Source organism: Streptomyces sp. NPDC048590 (genome assembly GCF_043199535.1).
Lineage (GTDB): Bacteria > Actinomycetota > Actinomycetes > Streptomycetales > Streptomycetaceae > Streptomyces.
In genome coordinates this window covers 776,976-793,148 of the sequence record NZ_JBICWC010000002.1, presented here as the reverse complement: position 1 = coordinate 793,148, position 16,173 = coordinate 776,976, and the positions used below count along the sequence as shown (strand labels likewise).

The following is a 16,173-nucleotide window of genomic DNA, read 5'->3' as shown; positions in this document are numbered from 1 at the left end:
ATGGCTTTGACCTGCATCTTTATATGCGGCCCCCGGAACCCCTGGCGAAGTTTCGTAAGCGCAGCCCGCTGAGCTGCGGCAAGTTACGAAACTTTCGCGAGCTGTTGACCTGGCTGCGTCAAGGCCTCCACCATGCGAACGCCCTGCGGCGACCGCCGGGGGCGCCCCACCCGCACAGACACAGACGGAGAAGCCCATGAGGTACTCGGGACATCGGCCTGCCCGAAGAGCGCTGGGAGCGGCGGCGGCCGCTGCCACCGCCCTGATCTCCCTGGCAGCACTGCCTTCCTCGGCCGAGGCGGGCACGGCATCCGCCGCCGCAGCCGTCCGTGGCGTGCCGGCGGACGGCAAGGTCATGATGGTCATGGGCCAGGACAGCGACACGCTCTCCGACTACCGTGCCGACGTGCTGGACAAGCAGTCGCTCGGAGCACCTGCTCCAGGTGGTGTGACGCTCTACACCAATCTGGTCCTCGGCGGCTCGCCCGAACCGCTCGCCGGGATGAACTCCCCCGCGAACTGGGGCGCGGGAACCGTCGACTTCGCCCGCACCATGCGGGAGTACCCCGACGCCACGGTCGCCGTCGGGCTCTACCTGTCGGACGCGACGTCCGGCTGCGGCAACCAGCCGCTGCGTGCCGTCATCGGGCGCGACGACGCCGATGTGACGGCCGGCAACCCCAGCCTCATCACGCAGTACCGCGCCAAGGTCGACGAGATGGTCAAGAAGCTCAAGGGTTACGACCGCGACGTGCTGCTGCGGATCGGCTACGAGTTCGACGGCCCGTGGAACTGCTACAACTCCGGCTACTACAAGGACGCCTTCCGCTACATCAAGGGGCGCATCGACGCCCTCGGGGCGTCGCGTGTCGCCACGGTCTGGCAGAGTGCCGCCTGGCCGGTGAACACCAGCACGGACCACCCCGAGTGGAACTACATCGTGACCGACCCCGGCCACCTCGACGCCTGGTATCCGGGCGACGCGTACGTCGACTGGGTCGGACTCTCCTCCTTCTACAACTCCCGTTCCGTACAGACGCAGTGGGGCTGCGGCTCGCACGACACCGATCCCGTGGGCCTGCAGAACCGGGTGCTGGACTTCGCCCGCGCACACGGGAAGCCCGCGATGGTCGCCGAAGCGGCTCCTCAGGGCGCCAGGACAGGGGCGAAGACGTCGAGCTGCATCTTCCGCAACAGCCCCGCGGCAGCGAGTGGGCAGGCGATCTGGGACGGCTGGCACGCGGGCTACTTCGACTGGGTGAACCGGAACAAGGATGTCATCCGTGCGGCCGCGTACATCAACACCAACTGGGACGCCCAGACGCAGTGGCAATGTGCCGCGGGAGCACAGGCCGGTGGACCGGGCTGCGCCAACGGAAACTGGGGTGACTCCCGCGTTCAGGCGGACTCCACCGTGCTGGCCAACTTCCTGACCGAGATCAAGAAGCCGATGTGGACCGGCGGGACGTCGGGGCCGGCGCCCACGCCCACTCCGACGCCGACCTCGACGGCGACTCCCACACCCACACCGACTCCTTCATCCCCGGGTCCCGAGGACGGCGGCTACACGCACGGTGTCACGGGTGGAGCGGGCACGACGGTCTGGTTCGCTCCCAAGGGGTTCACGGCCACCTTCGTGACCGTCCAGTACCGCATAGGCCAGGGCGCTCCGCAGAACTACTTCCTCACCTACGACTCCGCCGACAAGCGCTGGGAACTCCCGGTGAGCGTGCCGTCGGGGGCCGAGCTCTCCTACTCGTTCAACTACCAGCCCACCACGCAGACCAGTCAGAAGACGACACCTGTCTACCGGTGGACGGCCGCCTGAGCGGCCGGCACCGGCCCGAATCCGGGTGCCGTACACCGAATCCCCCGTGTGTACGGCACCCGGTCCTCCCTGTCCCCCCACCTCCCGAGCGGAACACCCATGCGACGACGACCATTCAGGACCGCGCTCCGGTCCCTCGCCACGACCGCCCTCGCCGGACTGCTGGTCTGGCCCGGCGCCACCACCGCCCAGGCCGACTCCACTCCCCCTGCAGGGGCTGCTCCCCGGGCAGCCGCCGCGGAGGCTGCCCCCGAACTGCTGCTGGGCCAGTCGACCCGTGCCGCCTGGGACGACTTCAACAGCTTCGGCCAGAACGCCGACGGCGGTTCCGTCTACTACGAACTGCGCAGCGGCAACTGGGTCAACGACGCCCACCGTGACTACGCGACCCTCCTCGCCGATCAGGGGAAGACGGTACAGATCGGGATCAGCTGGAAGGACAATCCTCCCGGGTTCGAGGGTGGGGACGAGAACGCCAAGGCCGCCCGGTCCCGGGCCGTCACCGCCGAGATCGCCGCGGGCGGCCACACGGCCGCCCTCGACCGGCTGCTCGCCTTCACCAACGCCCATCCGACGGCACGGTTCAAGCTGCGCCTCGACTACGAGGTCAGCAGCTTCTACCACTGCACGGACGCGAGTTGCTCCTCGTACAAGAACGCCTTCAACCGGCTCGCCGGCTATCTGGACGGCAGGTCCACCGCGCACAACCTGGAGTACGTGTTCCACCCCGTGCGGGGCGAGTTCGAAGCGATGTACCCCGGAGACGCGGCGGTCGACTGGATGGGGGTCTCGGTCTTCGCACATGAGCTCTGCCTGCCGATCCACGACCGGGGCTACCTGTACAACGGCACGCCTCCCCAGAACTACGACACCGGCACGAGCCAGTGCCGCAACGCGTACATCGGGACGGACCAGGCCGGGAACCCGGCGGCTGTCTGGCGGAACTTCGACCACGACGCGAACGTGCTCAAACTCGTGAAGTTCGCGAAGGACCACGGCAAGCCAGTCGTGCTCTCCGAGGCGGGGATGATGAACTTCACGGCGGACGGCACGACGACGGACGGCCTGGAGCAGACCCGCGGTGACCAGTGGGTCAAGCGTCTCTTCTCGCTGATGAACTACCAGGGCCCGATTCCCAACATGGCGGGTCAGTACGACCTCCGCGGGGTGATCCGGTCCGTCGTCTACATCGATCTCGACTTCCGGTACGGCTGGGACGGCATCGACGACGGCAGCTTCGACTTCCCGCCGGACACCACCTGGTTCGTGGACGGCAGGCTGTCGCGCTACACGGCTGCCCGGGCATCCTTCTGCCAGGGTCTGGCGGCGAACGGATTCACCGCCCGCTGCCGCTGACCTCCGGGGGTGCGGCAGGCCGGGGCCTCCCGCGCGTACCGCACCCCCGCTCGCGCGTCCGCCGTCCGTCCCGCGTCATACGAGAAAGGAAGTACCGCGTGTTCCGGTTACGTCTACCCCGCTTCCGTTCACATCGCCCGGTCACCGGCGGCACGTCCGCCACCCCCGGCTCACCAGGCTCCTCGGGCACAGCGGCGAGTGCCGCACCGCGCGCCTCCCGGGCATGGGGCGTACTGCCGGTGGCCGTGCTGCTGGTCCTGGCGCTTCCGGGATCCGCCGCGGTGGCCGTGCCGAGTGCACCCGCGGCCGCTCCCGCCCCGGCGGCCGCGACCGGCACCCCGCTCCGGGACGGCACCGGGCTGTATCCGCGCGCCGTCCGCCTCGCCCACAGCGGGGCCGCGAACGGCCGTGTCCTCGCGAGTGTCGTCACCTTCGCGGGGAACAGCGGGGTCGGCGCGATCCATGAGAGCACCGACGCCGGGGCGAGCTTCAGGGAAGTGGGCAGGGTAGGGGACCCGGAGTCCGCCGGGGGCCAGGGTCTCTGCTGCACAACACTGTTCGAACTCCCCCGGCAGGTCGGCGATCTCCCCGCCGGCACTCTGCTGTGGGCGTCCTCGGCCGGACAGGACGAAGGCGACCGCCGGATGGCGCTCCGCGTCTGGCGCAGCAACGACATCGGCCGTACCTGGTCCTATCTGTCGTCGTGCGCCGTCGCCACGGGGACGGGCGGGTTGTGGGAACCCGAATTCTCCGTGGCCTCGGACGGGGCGCTGGTCTGTCACTACGCGGACGAGACGGATCCGGGCCACAGCCAGAAGCTTTCGGCCGCCCGCTCCTACGACGGTGTCCACTGGCAGGACCGCCACGATGTCGTGGCCAGTTCCTGGGCGCCTGACCGGCCCGGCATGCCGGTCGTCCGGCGGCTTCCGGACGGGTCGTACTTCATGACCTACGAGATCTGCAACCCCGGCGGGCAGTACCAGTGCGTGGTCCACTACCGGACGTCCGCGAACGGCTGGGACTGGGGTGATCCCGCACACCTGGGATTCCGTCCCGAGACGGTCGACGGGAAGTACTTCCGGGCGGCGCCGACCATCGCGTGGTCGCCGTCCCCGGGCGGCGGCGCGAACGGCAGGATCCTGCTGATCGGGCAGCGTCTCCTGAACCGCGACGGCACGACGGCTGCGGACAGCGGCCGGACGGTCCTGGCGAACACGGAGAACGGGACCGGCCCCTGGTACGAGATCGAGTCGCCCGTGAAGATCACCGACCCCGGTGCGAACTACTGCCAGAACTACAGCTCTCCGCTCCTTCCGTCCGCAGACGGCACCCAGGTGCTGCAGATCGCCACCGACTGGGACGGCGACGTGTGCAGGCCGTACTTCGCGACGGGCCGGATCACCGGGAGCGCGGACGCCTCGGGGGTCACCGGCGGTGCCCTGCACCGGCTGGTCAACGCGAACAGCGGCCACTGCCTGGACGTCGCCGGTGACTCGCGGGTGGCCGGCGGCAATGTGCAGCAGTGGACGTGCAACGGCCTCGGCCCGCAGGACTGGCTGGTCACGTCGCGCGGTGGCGGCCGGTTCACCCTCACCGGCCGCAACAGCGGTCTCTGCCTCGACGTCGAGAACGGCTCCGAACTGCCCGGCGCCGATGTGCGGCAGTGGACGTGCAACGGCCAGGCGGCGCAGGACTGGCGGTTCGAGAACGTAGGCCGCGGCTACTACAGGCTGGTTTCGGCGGCCGGCAGCCGCTGCCTGGACGTCGAGGCCGGCTCACGTGCGCCGGGCGGGGACGTCCGGCAGTGGACCTGCAACGGTCTCCAGCCCCAGATCTGGCGGCTCGAGCGCCGCTGAGCCGCGCCGGACACCGACGGACGGAGGCCTCCCCTGGTCGCGGGGGAGGCCTCCGGTCGCGGTGCGCGCGTCAGTTCACCTGGGAGCGGCCCTCCTGCTGCTCAATGGCGGCAGGGCGCAGCTGCGCCGCGCGGATGCGGTCGATGTCGAGCTTGGTGCCCCGGTCGAAGCGGTAGACGCCGTTCTGCTCCTGGAAGACGTCGGTCAACTGGGTGTAGCAGTAGCCGAACATGGCCGGGTCGTCGAGCAGCACGCCGGTGAGCCCGCTGAAGCGGGCGTGGAACTCGTCCTCGTCACGTACGCGTTCGCCGTATCCCCATGACTCCGTGCGGTCCTCGCCCGACTGGGCGGCGGCAGCCTCCGGGTCCCACCAGATCCCGCCGAACTCGCTGACGAAGTAGGGCTGGCCGCGGTAGGGCTGGGAGTAGGCCTTGCCGTTCTCGTAGGCGTTGACGAACGGCGCGTCCTTCGCGAGGCCGGCCATCAGCCGGCGGAACGTCTCAGGGTCCTGCTCGTAGTTGTGGGCGTCGTAGATGTCGGTCTCGGCGACCCGGTGCGCGTAGCCGGACGCGTCGATGACGGGCCGGGTGGTGTCCATGGCCTTGGTCGCCAGGAACATGGCGCGGGTGACGTCGTCGAGTTGCGTGAGGCGGTCGTGCAGCTTCTGGTAGGTCTCGTTCAGCGGGCACCAGCCGATGATCGAAGGGTGGGAGTAGTCGCGTTCCACCGCTTCCAGCCACTGGCTGACGTACGAGGCGTCAGGCCGCTGGTTGTCGCCGGACGAGCCGCCGGTCTCGCAACCCCAGTCGCCGAACTCACCCCAGACCAGGTAGCCGAGGCGGTCCGCGTGGTGCAGGAAGCGCTCCTCGAACACCTTCTGGTGCAGCCGGGCGCCGTTGAAGCCGGCCTCCATGGCGAGCTCGATGTCACGGACCAGGGCCTCGTCCGTCGGCGCGGTCATCAGGCCGTCCGGGTACCACCCCTGGTCGAGCACCAGACGCTGGAAGACGGGGCGGCCGTTGAGGGTGACGGCCTTGCCCCGGAGACCTACGGACCGCAGACCGGCGTAGCTCTCCACACGGTCGACCACCTCGCCGGACCCGTCCAGGACTTCGAGGACCAGGCCGTACAGGTGGGGGTCCTCGGGGCTCCACTCCCGCCGGCGGGACGAGTCCACCGGGAGGTACAGCCGCGGCGCGAGGTCGAGGTCGGCCCGTGCCTCGGCGCTGTTGACCTCGCCTTCGGCGTCGGTGAGGACGGCCCGTACGCGGTGGCCGGGCCGGTTGCCGGACAGGGGCAGCTCGAGGTGGAAGGCGGAGCCGGCCAGGTCGGGCGTGATCCGCGGACGCCTGAGGTGGACCTCGGCGACGGGCTCCGCCCAGACGGTCTGCCAGATTCCGGTCACCCGGGTGTAGTTGCAGTCGTGGTTCGCGTACCGGATCGCCTGCTTGCCGCGGGCCTGTGGGCCTGAACGGGGATCGCGGGCCCGCACCGTGATGACGGTGTCCTCGCCGGAGCCGGCGATGTCACCGAGGTCGGCCGTGAAGGGGGTGAAACCACCGCGGTGACGAGCGACCTCGACGCCGTCGGCCCACACCGTCGTGTCGTGGTCGACGGCTCCGAAGTGGAGCAGCACACGGCGTCCGGCCCAGGACGCCGGCAGGGACAGCGTACGCCGGTACCAGACCGCCTCCAGGAAGTCGGTCTCCCCGATGCCGGAGAGTTCGGACTCGGGCGGGAAGGGCACCAGGATCTCCCGGCGCAGCTCACGCGTGAGGAGACCGCGTTCGAGTCCGCTGTCTCCCTGGTCGGTCTCGAACTGCCAGGGACCGTTCAGGTTGATCCAGTCCTGGCGGACGAATTGCGGTCGGGGGTACTCCGGACGCGGTACGGAGTGAGTGGACACACGTGCTCCAGTCGATCGGCGGGGCGGCGGTGGGCCGCACCCGGTGGTGCGTGGGGGTGGTGCGGAGGGCGCGGTTCCCGAGGGGCTCGGTCGTCGGTGACCGGGCCCTTCGAGAACCGGGGGTTTCGACGGGCCGGGGATGGTACGGCCGGGTGGCGGCGCAACGGGCCGCTGCTGTCACGCGCCGCCGAGGCCGGTGGTGGCGACCGAGTTGACGATGCGGCGCTGGAAGACGAGGAAGACCACGATCAGCGGGAGCGCGGCCAGCAGGGCGGCGGCCATGGACTGCGCGTACTGGATGCCGTACGCGTCCTTGACCGTGGCCAGGCCGACCGGAAGCGTCATCAGGGAGGGGTCGTTGGTGACGATGAAGGGCCACATGAAGTTGTTCCAGGCCCCGATGAAGACGAAGATCGCCACGGCGGCGACGATCGGCCTGGAGAGCGGCAGCACGACCGACAGGAAGACCCGCAGCTCGGAGGCCCCGTCGATCCGGGCGGCGTCCTCCAGCTCACGCGGGACGCTCTCGAAGAACCGCTTGAGGATGAACACCATCATCGGGGCGACCACCTGAGGCAGGATCACCGCCGCGTAGGTGTCGACCAGGTTGAACAGCAGCATCTGCTTGAACAGCGGCACCACCAGCAACTGCGGCGGAACCATGATCGCGGCGACGGTGACGGCGAGCAGTGCGCGCCGGCCTCGGAACGTCCCGCGGGCGAAACCGTAGGCGGCGAGTGTGGAGACGGCCACGGTCAGCACCGTGACGAGCCCCGCCACGAGGAGGCTGTTGAACGCCCAGAGCGCCACGTTCCCGCGTTCGAGGATCTGTGTGTAGGAGTCCAGGGTGAGCGCGCCCTTGAACGGGGACAGCCCGGGGGTGGCCACGTCCTGTTCGCTCTGGAGCGAGGTGGCGACGGCCCAGACGAAAGGCAGGAGCCACAGCGCGGCCAGGACGGCCAGCGCGGTCCCGGCGAGGACGCGGGGCGTCCTGCCCTGTCCGAGGAGCAGCGGCGAGCCGGCTCCGTGGGACAGCCGTCGTCTGCGGGGTGCTGTGACGGTGGCGGACATGATCAGTCCTCCCTGCGGAAGAATCGGAGCTGCGCGACGGAGACGATGACCACGATCGCGAAGAAGAGGTACGAGATGGCCGAGGCGTAGCCGAGCCGGTAGCCGGTGAACCCGACGTCGTAGACGTACTCGAGGATCGGGCGCGTCGAGGCGTTCGGCCCGCCCTTGGTGAGGATGTAGATCTGGTCGAACACCTTGAGCGAGGCGAGTATCTGGAGCATGGCCACCAGCACGGTGGTCCTGCGCAGTTGGGGCAGGGTGACCGACCACAGGCGGCGCCAGGCCCCTGCTCCGTCGAGTGCTGCAGCCTCGTCGTACGTCGAGGGCAGGGACTGCAGCGCGGAGAGGTAGAGCAGGAAGTTGAAGCCGACGGTCCACCAGACGGTGAGTGCCGCGATGGCCCACATGGTGACGGATTCGTCGGAGAGCCAGCCGACGGGCTCCAGGCCGAGCGTGGTCAGGAACTGGTTGCCGAGGCCCAGGTCGGGCTGGTAGAGCCAGGTCCAGATCAGCGTCACCACGGTCACGGGCAGCAGGTAGGGCGCGAAGAAGGCCAGGCGCCAGACCCATTGACCGGCGAGTCCGCTGTGCACGAGGAGCGCCATGGCCAGGGCGACGAGGACCAGCGGCACGCAGGAGACGGCGGTGAAGAAGGCCGTGTTCCCGAGGCTGCTCCACACATCGGGGTCGCCGAACGCCTCGGTGTAGTTGTCGAAGCCGACGAAGGTGGTGTCGCGGATCGCCAGGGAGGTGTCGGTGAAGCTCATCCAGAGGCCGTGGAGGACGGGCCAGACGAGGAAGAGCACGAAGACGATCAGGAAGGGCAGGACGAAGAGCAGTCCGCTGCCCGTGCGTCCGCGGGCCGCCCGGCCGGACGAGACGTTGCCGCCCGGTGAGGGGGTGGCCGTGCCGGCGGGCGCGTCGGCGCCCAGGGGTGCGGTGGTGGTCACAGGATGACTCCTTCGGCTCTCGGTCAGGCCACCGGGTTGGGCTGCCGGAGCAGCGAGTCCGCTTCACGGACCATCTGACGCACCGCCTTCTCGGCGGAGATGTTGCCCAGCAGGGCCGACTGGAGCGGCTGGCACATCCGGTTCTGGAAGTTGGAGCCGGCGCCGACGAACCAGTTGGGGGGATCGAGTACGGCGACCTCCCCCGCGTCCGCGTAGGACGACTGCGGGTCGAGCTCGGCGTATCCCGGTTCCGCGAGCACCGGCTGGTAGGCGGGTATGTGTCCGGCTCCCGCCCAGGTGAGGCTCTGCTTGATGATCTGCGCGATGTAGCGGTGGGCCTCCCGCCTGCGGGCGGGGTCCGGGTCGTTCTGGTGCGGGAGGACGAAGCTGTGGGAGTCCGTGTAGACGGCGGGCCGCTCGAAGACCTGCGGGAACGGCGCGGCTCCCAGAGGGACGGAGGACTTCTTGAGGGTGGGGAGCTCCCATTCGCCGAGCATGACCATGCCGCCGCGTCCGCCGATGAAGTTGGCCAGGGCTCCCTGGTAGTCGAGGTTGTTGGGGTTGGTCTTCCCGTCGAAGAGCTGCTTCATGAAGTCCACGACCCGGACCGCCGCATCGACGTCGATCTTCGGCGGCCCGCCGTCCGGGAGCGTGAAGGAGGCGCCGGTCTGTGCGTAGAACGCCGCGAACTGGCGCCAGTTCTGGGCCGTGTCGGTGACATGCCCGAAGAGGATGCCCGACTCCCCGGTGGCCTCGGCGAGTGCCTTCCCGGCGTCCAGCAGGGCCTGGGGCGACCCCATCGGAGCCAGGTTGCCCGCCGTGTCGAGGAGTCCGGCCTTGTCCGCCGCCTCCCGGTCGTAGAAGACGATGAAGGGGTGGACGTCGAGGGGTATCGCGTACACGGTCCCGGCGTGCTGGGTGCGCTTCCAGACGGCCGGTGTGAAGTCCTTCTCCGTGACCCCGAACTCGGCGAGCAGGTCGAGATCGAAGGGGTCCAGCAGTCCGCCGGGTGCGTAACCGGCCAGCCGGGACAGGTGGAGTACAGCGACGTCGGACGCCCTGCCGCCGGCCGCGGACATGGCCAGCTTGGTGTAGTACGACGGGCCCCAGTCGAGGATCGTGCGGTCGATCGAGAAGCCGTCGGGTCCCTTGGAGACGGCTTCGATCATCTCGTCCATCAGCATGCCGTCGCCGCCCTGGAAGAGGTCCCAGACGCTCAGGTCGGACGGACCCGAGGCGGCGGCCGGCGAGGCACAGCCCGCCAGTGATCCGGCGGCGGCGAGTGCCCCGGCACCGGCCAGGCCCGATCGCAGGATCCCCCGGCGGCTGACACCGCGTTCCGGGTCCCGCGCCCGGACAGGAGTCACCTGACGGGCAGGGAAATGAGAACTCATCGCGGACCTTTCGACGGCCGACGCTCATGCCGGAGGTGCGGAGGACCCTGGTCAGAACGGGGCCACCGCGCACGGCAGATGGTGGGCGCACCGGCTGAAACAGTGCGGTGGCATGTTTTTACATCGATGTACATTCGCTGTAAAGGGTTCGGTACGAACGTCTGCGAGACGCTCAGGTACCGAAGATCGCGCGAGGTGGTCCGGTGCGTGCGCGCCGCGCGGCCGGTCATAGACTCGGCCGCACACCAGGGAAGGGAGGGTTCGGTGGCACGGCCGAGGATCAAGGACGTCGCACGGCACGCCGGGGTGTCCGAGAAGACGGTGTCCAACGTGATCAATGACTACATCCATGTCTCCGAGCGCACCCGCAGGACGGTGCAGGAGTCGATCGCCCATCTCGGCTACCGGGTGAATCTGGCCGGACGCCACCTCCGCAAGGGCCGCACGGGCATCATCGCCCTCGTCGTACCGGAGCTGGACGTCCCGTACTTCGCCGAGCTGGCGCGCCATGTGGTGCGCGAGGCGGGTGAACGCTCGCTGACCGTGCTGATCCACCAGTCGGGAGCGGACCGTGAGCAGGAGCTGACCGCGCTGGCCGGCTTCGGCTCGGACTTCGTCGACGGGATCATCCTCAGCCCGCTCGCGCTCACCCCCGACGACCTGCGCCGCCGTCCCGGGGCTCCGCCGACCGTCCTGCTCGGCGAGCTGCTGGAGGAGGGCGCGGACCATGTCGCCATCGACAACGAGATGGCCGCGCGCGAGGCGACGGAGCACCTGATCGCTCTCGGCCGACGGTCCGTCCTGGCCGTCGGCGGGCGCGACGCGCCCGGCCTGGGCACGGCCGAGGCACGCACGCGCGGCTTCCGCGCGGCACTGTCGGCGGCCGGTGTCCCGTATGCCCCGGCGTCCCTCCTGCCCGTCGAGTCCTTCCGTATGTCCGACGGCGCCGAAGCGGTGGCACGCGCGCTGAACCTCGGTGTGCGGCCGGACGCGCTCCTGTGCTTCAACGACCAGTTGGCGCTGGGCGCCCTGCGCGCCCTGTACGACCAGGGCCTTCGTGTCCCGGAAGACGTCGCCGTGATCGGTTTCGACGACGTGGAGGGGGGCCGGTTCAGCGTGCCGACGCTCAGCACGGTGGCACCCGACAAGGCGGCGGTGGCCAGGACCGCGGTCCAGCTCCTCCAACGCCGCATCGACGAGGCCATGAGCTCGCCCACCGGGGAGGACGCCACGGGCAGCGGGAGCCCGGCCGTCCTGTCCACCCAGGATCGTGTGGTGGCGCACCGGCTGGTGCTGAGGGAGAGCACCGAGGGTCGCGCGGGGCGGTGAGACGGGCCTCGGGGAGCCGCGTCCGCCGGCCCGGGCGCGGAGCGAAACCTGGCGGCCCCTGTGCTTGCCACAAGCGCTCCACCAGCGGTTGTCCCCGAGGCCGGCCACCGGCAGTAGGACCGGCGGGCCGGCCCGAGCATCTGGCACGTCACCGGCACCCGGCCAGAGGCAGCGGCGGCGGCCCGGCCCGCGGACGACAGGTTCGCTTGCGACAGATACACCGCAGCCCTCCGCAGGACCTCGTTCCGAAACGATCAGTGAACCCATCCCTGATCGAGGTGGACCGTCCAGGTGTCTCCCACTGCCTTGTGCAGTTCGACCAGAGCCGCGACATCGGCGACGACTGCCGGGGCATCGGACAGGTGCAACGGGGAGTCAGGGACCCTGTTGCGGGTGTAGATCGGCAGCTCGCCGTCGCAGTGGAAGGCGTGAAGCGACGGGGGAACATCGTTGAACCATGCGGGACAGTTCTCCTCGGCCCATGCAGCGGCGGCGTCGACGAGATCCACATGCACCAGTAGATGCTCAGGGGCAGGCCCGCCACTGAACTGTACGAGGAAACCCTGAGCGTCCACCGCCCACCAGTCCCACGTGAATCCAGGTCGGGGGTGCCGCAGGACTGTCGTCATGCCCTCACCGTATCCAGGCCGGGCACGACCGTTGAAGGTGATCCGAAGGAAGCGGCCTGGCGGCCGAGGACTGTCCGGGCAGCCCTCCCCCGGGCCGACGCGGCACGCGCAGGCCGCCGGGATGGGCTTCCCTCGCCTGCAGTGCCTTCCTGACGCTCGGTCACATCTCGGGTGGCACCCGCCGGAAGGCATCGTTCGGCTCACCTGCGGTCGGACGGGAATAGCCCGCTCGGTCCGCTGTTGACGCCACCATGACCTCAGAGACACGCAGCAGTTTCGGACGGATCGGCATCTGGAGCAGCTCCCTCGCGTCGTCGCGGGCCGACGACTCGGGCAGGAAGGCCATCGCGGAGGCCGTCGCGGAGCTCGACGAGCTGAAGTACGGCACGCTCTGGATCGGCGGAAGCCCGTCGCCCGAGGACGCGGCCGCGGTCGTCGGCGCCACACGTAGGACGACGGTGGCCACCGGGATCCTGAGCATCTGGGATCACACCGCGGAGGAGGTGACGGCCGCGGTGGCGGCACTGGGGGCGGAGTCACGCGGGCGCTTCGTCCTCGGCCTCGGCGTCAGCCACGGTCCGATGGTTCCGCAGTACGAGAAGCCCTACAGCTCGATGGTCTCCTACATCGACGCGCTCGACGACGCCGCCCCGCCCGTCGACGCCGGGCACCGGCTGCTCGCCGCGCTCGGGCCCAGGATGCTGAAACTGGCCGCGGAACGGACACTCGGCGCCCATCCCTATCTCGTCACCTCCGAGCACACGGCGCAGGCTCGTCGGACGCTCGGCCCGGACGCCCTGCTGGCGCCGGAACTCTCCGTGGTCCTGGACACCGACCTGGACCGAGCCCGCACCACGGCGCGGAGCATGCTCGCCATGTATCTCCGGCTGCCCAACTACACCGAGAATCTGCTGCGTTCGGGATTCACGACGAGTGACTTCGACGGAGGGGGCAGCACCCGGCTGCTCGACGCCCTCTTCGCGCTGGGGGACACCGAGCGGGTGAGGTCGCGCACACAGGAGTATCTCGACGCCGGAGCGGACCACGTCGCTCTCCAGGTCCTCACCGCCGAGGAGGGCGGCGGAGGACTTCCGCGCGCCCAATGGCGTGAGCTGGCGACGGTGTTCGCCGACAAGCTGTAGGACGGCGCCGGAACGAAGGCAGCGGGCCCGTACCCTGTGAATCGCCCGCCGTCCGCACTCCGGGCCGGCGGCCCGGGCGGCCCCGTCGCGGCACGCCCCGGGCCGGCCTCCTGCCGTCCGGTGCGAGCCACGCCGGAGGGTGCGGACCGTCGGGCCTGCACGGGGCAATGGCATCAGGGCCACGAACCGGGCACCCAACCCTCTCATCGCCGGACGGCCGGGGTGCGGGGTGCCGTTCGGTGACGGCGCACGGAGGGACACTTCGTGCGCATGCCCGGACGGGTCAGGTTTTCGGGTGTGAGAACCGGACGGTGCGGTTGCGGGCCTGGACGCGACGACGCGGTATGGATGCGGCGACCTGAGTGCTGAGAGCGGCCGTTTGCGCTGGTTGCCCCAGGAGAGTGCCGTGACCGTTCTCCCACCTCGGGCGGCGGCCCAGGTACGGTCCCGGCCGGGGCCGCTAGTCGTGCACGGCTCCGGCCGGGGCTCAGACGGTGAGGTGCCGCTTGGTGCCGGAGTCGTCGGCAGTCGTCTCGGGGGTGATGCCGTGCTGCTCTTCTTCGGGGCGGCCCGTCTCGGGCAGCAGGAAGGTGATCGCGAAGAAGAGCACGAGCAGGCATGCCTGGACGATCAGCGCGCGGTGGAAGCCGCCGGTGAAGTCACCGGTCTCGGCCTGGGCGAAGAACACCGAGCCGAAGACCGCGACGCCGATGGAGCCGCCGACCGCCTGTACCGCCGACAGGACACCGGAGGCGGATCCGATCTCGTCGTCGTCCACCGCGGCCAGGATGAAGCTGAACAGGGCGGCGATCACCATGCCGGCGCCGATGCCCGCCACCGCGACACCGGGAGCGATGTCCCGGATCGAGAACGAGGCGGCGTCGAGGCCGTCGAGTTCGAACCACAGCACGGCAGCGCCGACCAGCTGGACCAGCGGTCCGATCTGCAGCACCTTGCGGCCGATCTTGTCCGCGAGGAACGCGCCACTGACCGCGCCGCCGATCGCGGTTCCCACCGCGAGGGGCAGGTTGCCCAGTCCCGCCTCGCCGGCGGTGAAGTGGTGTCCGATCTGGAGGAACAGGGTCAGCACGAGTTGGGTGCCGATGAGCCCGCCGAAGAACAGAGCGATGCCGCCGAGCCCGACGGTGAAGGCGGGCTTGCGCAGCAGGGCCGGGGTCACCAGCGGCTCGCGGCCCGCGGCGGCCGTGCGGCGCTGCTGGAGAGCGAAGAGGGCGAACCCGATGGCCGAGGCGGCCATGGACAGCCACGTCCACAGCGGCCAGCCGTTCTCCTGGCCCTGGTTGAGCGGCAGCACGAGTAGGGCGCAGGACGCCACGATCAGTGCGGCGCCGGTCATGTCGACCCGTACGGTGCGGTCACCCGCCTTCTTGGGCACGAATTTCGCGGCGACGATCAGTGCGGCGATTCCGATGGGCAGGTTGATCAGGAATACCGACCGCCAGCCCAGGCCGAAGAAGTCGCCCTCGACGAGGAAGCCGCCCAGGACCGGGCCGATGATGCCGCCCAGGCCGAGGACGGGTCCGAAGATCGCGAAGACCTTGGTGAGTTCGGGGCCGGAGAAGTTCTCCCGCAGCAGGCCCATGCCCTGCGGCAGCAGCATCGCTCCGGCGATGCCCTGCAGCAGGCGGAAGGCGATCAGCGACCCGATGTTCGGCGCGATCGCGCACAGGAGCGAGGCCGCGGTGAAGCACGCGAGCCCGAGCAGGAACATCCGCCGCCGCCCGTAGCGGTCGCCGAGCCGGCCGCCGAGTACGAGCCCGGCACCCAGGGTGAGGGCGTAGCCGCCGATCACCCACTGCAATCCGACGGAACCGGCGCCGAGGGATCTCTCCAGGTCCGGTCCGGCGACGTTGACGATCGAGGCGTCCAGGAGATCCATGATCTCCGCGACGATCATCACCGCCAGGATCAGCCATCGCCACCGGTAGGGCTCGGTCGTCTCCTCGGGGATGGGGGACGGGTCACGCATTCCAGATACCTCCATGGTGAAGTAATTCCACCATGAAGGTAAAGTGGTGGCGGTAGGTTGTCAAAGCGGAGTAGCCGTGCGGACCGCGTGACGCGGAGGGAAGGGCGAAGGCGTGGAGGAAGCAGTGCGCGACGGCGTCGCGGAGCAGCGCGAGCGGCTGATGGAGTCGCTGAGGATCTACGGCGGTCACTACGCTGAGCTCAGCCGGCGCTTCGCCGCCTGGCTCGGCCTGCACTCCACGGACGCGACCGCGGTCCTGGAGATCGCCGCCGCCGAGGAGCGCGGCGCCCCCCTGTCACCGGCGCGACTGAGCGAGCGGATCTCGCTGTCCACGGGCGCCACCACCGCCCTGCTGAACCGCCTCGAAGCGGCCGGACATATCTCGCGGGCCCGCGAGCACTCCGACCGGCGCATCGTCACACTGCGCAGCGGCGGGCACGTCCAGGAGAGGGCGGACGAGTTCTTCGGCCCGCTCGCCCACCGCCTCGACGCCGCGATGTCGCACTACCCGCCCCAGTTCCTGAAGAAGGTCGAAGCGTTCATGGCCGACCTGAACACCACCATGGACAGCCACCTCACGGAACAGGACACGGCGACACCGCGTCCCTCTCGCAGCCCTGCTGAAGGAACTCCCTGACCGGCTTGATGCCGCCCGGCCGGCTCTTCTCGCCCCGCCCTGCCTGCGCACCTCGTGCAGGCAGGGCGCGCCGGGCCGACAAGGG

General features: G+C 69.9%; 12 protein-coding genes. 6 read left to right on the top strand and 6 right to left on the bottom strand.

Annotation, left to right across the window (positions count from 1 at the left end; genetic code table 11):
• Positions 1-196: 196 nt before the first annotated feature.
• The 3 genes from ACGFNN_RS07825 (at position 197) to ACGFNN_RS07815 (ending at position 5,040) form a co-directional block, all read left to right on the top strand.
• Positions 197-1,828 (top strand): endo-1,3-beta-xylanase, encoded by a 1,632-nt coding sequence (locus tag ACGFNN_RS07825; RefSeq protein ID WP_393553884.1) that lies wholly within the window; start codon positions 197-199, stop codon positions 1,826-1,828.
• A gap of 99 nt (positions 1,829-1,927) precedes the next feature.
• On the top strand, positions 1,928-3,184 hold the full coding sequence (locus ACGFNN_RS07820; RefSeq protein ID WP_393553882.1) for a hypothetical protein: 1,257 nt from the start codon (positions 1,928-1,930) through the stop codon (positions 3,182-3,184).
• A 233-nt stretch (positions 3,185-3,417) separates the two neighbouring features.
• Positions 3,418-5,040, top strand: coding sequence for an RICIN domain-containing protein (locus tag ACGFNN_RS07815; RefSeq protein WP_393554037.1), 1,623 nt, complete (start codon positions 3,418-3,420; stop codon positions 5,038-5,040).
• A 70-nt stretch (positions 5,041-5,110) separates the two neighbouring features.
• Here the strand turns inward: ACGFNN_RS07815 and ACGFNN_RS07810 are convergent, their stop codons facing one another.
• From ACGFNN_RS07810 to ACGFNN_RS07795, 4 genes are all read right to left on the bottom strand, one after another.
• Complete coding sequence (locus tag ACGFNN_RS07810) at positions 5,111-6,946, bottom strand: glycoside hydrolase family 2 protein (protein WP_393553880.1); 1,836 nt, start codon at positions 6,944-6,946, stop codon at positions 5,111-5,113.
• A gap of 177 nt (positions 6,947-7,123) precedes the next feature.
• Positions 7,124-8,017, bottom strand: coding sequence for a carbohydrate ABC transporter permease (locus tag ACGFNN_RS07805; protein ID WP_393553878.1), 894 nt, complete (start codon positions 8,015-8,017; stop codon positions 7,124-7,126).
• 2 nt (positions 8,018-8,019) lie between these two features.
• The gene (locus ACGFNN_RS07800) at positions 8,020-8,967 is read right to left on the bottom strand and encodes a carbohydrate ABC transporter permease (RefSeq protein ID WP_393553876.1); all 948 of its coding nucleotides are present in this window, start codon (positions 8,965-8,967) and stop codon (positions 8,020-8,022) included.
• Positions 8,968-8,990: 23 nt separating this feature from the next.
• Complete coding sequence (locus tag ACGFNN_RS07795; protein WP_393553874.1) at positions 8,991-10,361, bottom strand: extracellular solute-binding protein; 1,371 nt, start codon at positions 10,359-10,361, stop codon at positions 8,991-8,993.
• A 264-nt stretch (positions 10,362-10,625) separates the two neighbouring features.
• Between ACGFNN_RS07795 and ACGFNN_RS07790 the strand changes: the two genes are divergently transcribed.
• The gene (locus ACGFNN_RS07790) at positions 10,626-11,690 is read left to right on the top strand and encodes a LacI family DNA-binding transcriptional regulator (RefSeq protein WP_393553872.1); all 1,065 of its coding nucleotides are present in this window, start codon (positions 10,626-10,628) and stop codon (positions 11,688-11,690) included.
• A gap of 254 nt (positions 11,691-11,944) precedes the next feature.
• Here the strand turns inward: ACGFNN_RS07790 and ACGFNN_RS07785 are convergent, their stop codons facing one another.
• Complete coding sequence (locus ACGFNN_RS07785) at positions 11,945-12,319, bottom strand: hypothetical protein (protein ID WP_393553870.1); 375 nt, start codon at positions 12,317-12,319, stop codon at positions 11,945-11,947.
• A gap of 251 nt (positions 12,320-12,570) precedes the next feature.
• Between ACGFNN_RS07785 and ACGFNN_RS07780 the strand changes: the two genes are divergently transcribed.
• Positions 12,571-13,461: an LLM class F420-dependent oxidoreductase gene (locus ACGFNN_RS07780; protein ID WP_393553868.1), complete on the top strand. Its 891-nt coding sequence runs from the start codon at positions 12,571-12,573 to the stop codon at positions 13,459-13,461.
• A 487-nt stretch (positions 13,462-13,948) separates the two neighbouring features.
• Here ACGFNN_RS07780 and ACGFNN_RS07775 read toward each other — a convergent pair whose 3' ends face one another.
• The gene (locus tag ACGFNN_RS07775) at positions 13,949-15,451 is read right to left on the bottom strand and encodes an MFS transporter (protein ID WP_393553866.1); all 1,503 of its coding nucleotides are present in this window, start codon (positions 15,449-15,451) and stop codon (positions 13,949-13,951) included.
• A 160-nt stretch (positions 15,452-15,611) separates the two neighbouring features.
• Here ACGFNN_RS07775 and ACGFNN_RS07770 point away from each other — a divergent pair, with 160 nt between their 5' ends.
• Positions 15,612-16,088, top strand: a complete 477-nt coding sequence (locus ACGFNN_RS07770; protein WP_393554036.1) for a MarR family winged helix-turn-helix transcriptional regulator — start codon at positions 15,612-15,614, stop codon at positions 16,086-16,088.
• Positions 16,089-16,173: the final 85 nt, after the last annotated feature.

Bases quoted from the DNA above. Each gene is read 5' to 3' on its own strand.
- ACGFNN_RS07825 (WP_393553884.1), top strand. From the start codon at position 197: ATGAGGTACTCGGGACATCGGCCTGCCCGAAGAGCGCTGGGAGCGGCG.
- ACGFNN_RS07820 (WP_393553882.1), top strand. From the start codon at position 1,928: ATGCGACGACGACCATTCAGGACCGCGCTCCGGTCCCTCGCCACGACC.
- ACGFNN_RS07805 (WP_393553878.1), bottom strand. From the start codon at position 8,017: ATGTCCGCCACCGTCACAGCACCCCGCAGACGACGGCTGTCCCACGGA.
- ACGFNN_RS07795 (WP_393553874.1), bottom strand. From the start codon at position 10,361: ATGAGTTCTCATTTCCCTGCCCGTCAGGTGACTCCTGTCCGGGCGCGG.
- ACGFNN_RS07785 (WP_393553870.1), bottom strand. From the start codon at position 12,319: ATGACGACAGTCCTGCGGCACCCCCGACCTGGATTCACGTGGGACTGG.
- ACGFNN_RS07780 (WP_393553868.1), top strand. From the start codon at position 12,571: ATGACCTCAGAGACACGCAGCAGTTTCGGACGGATCGGCATCTGGAGC.
- ACGFNN_RS07775 (WP_393553866.1), bottom strand. From the start codon at position 15,451: ATGCGTGACCCGTCCCCCATCCCCGAGGAGACGACCGAGCCCTACCGG.
- ACGFNN_RS07770 (WP_393554036.1), top strand. From the start codon at position 15,612: ATGGAGTCGCTGAGGATCTACGGCGGTCACTACGCTGAGCTCAGCCGG.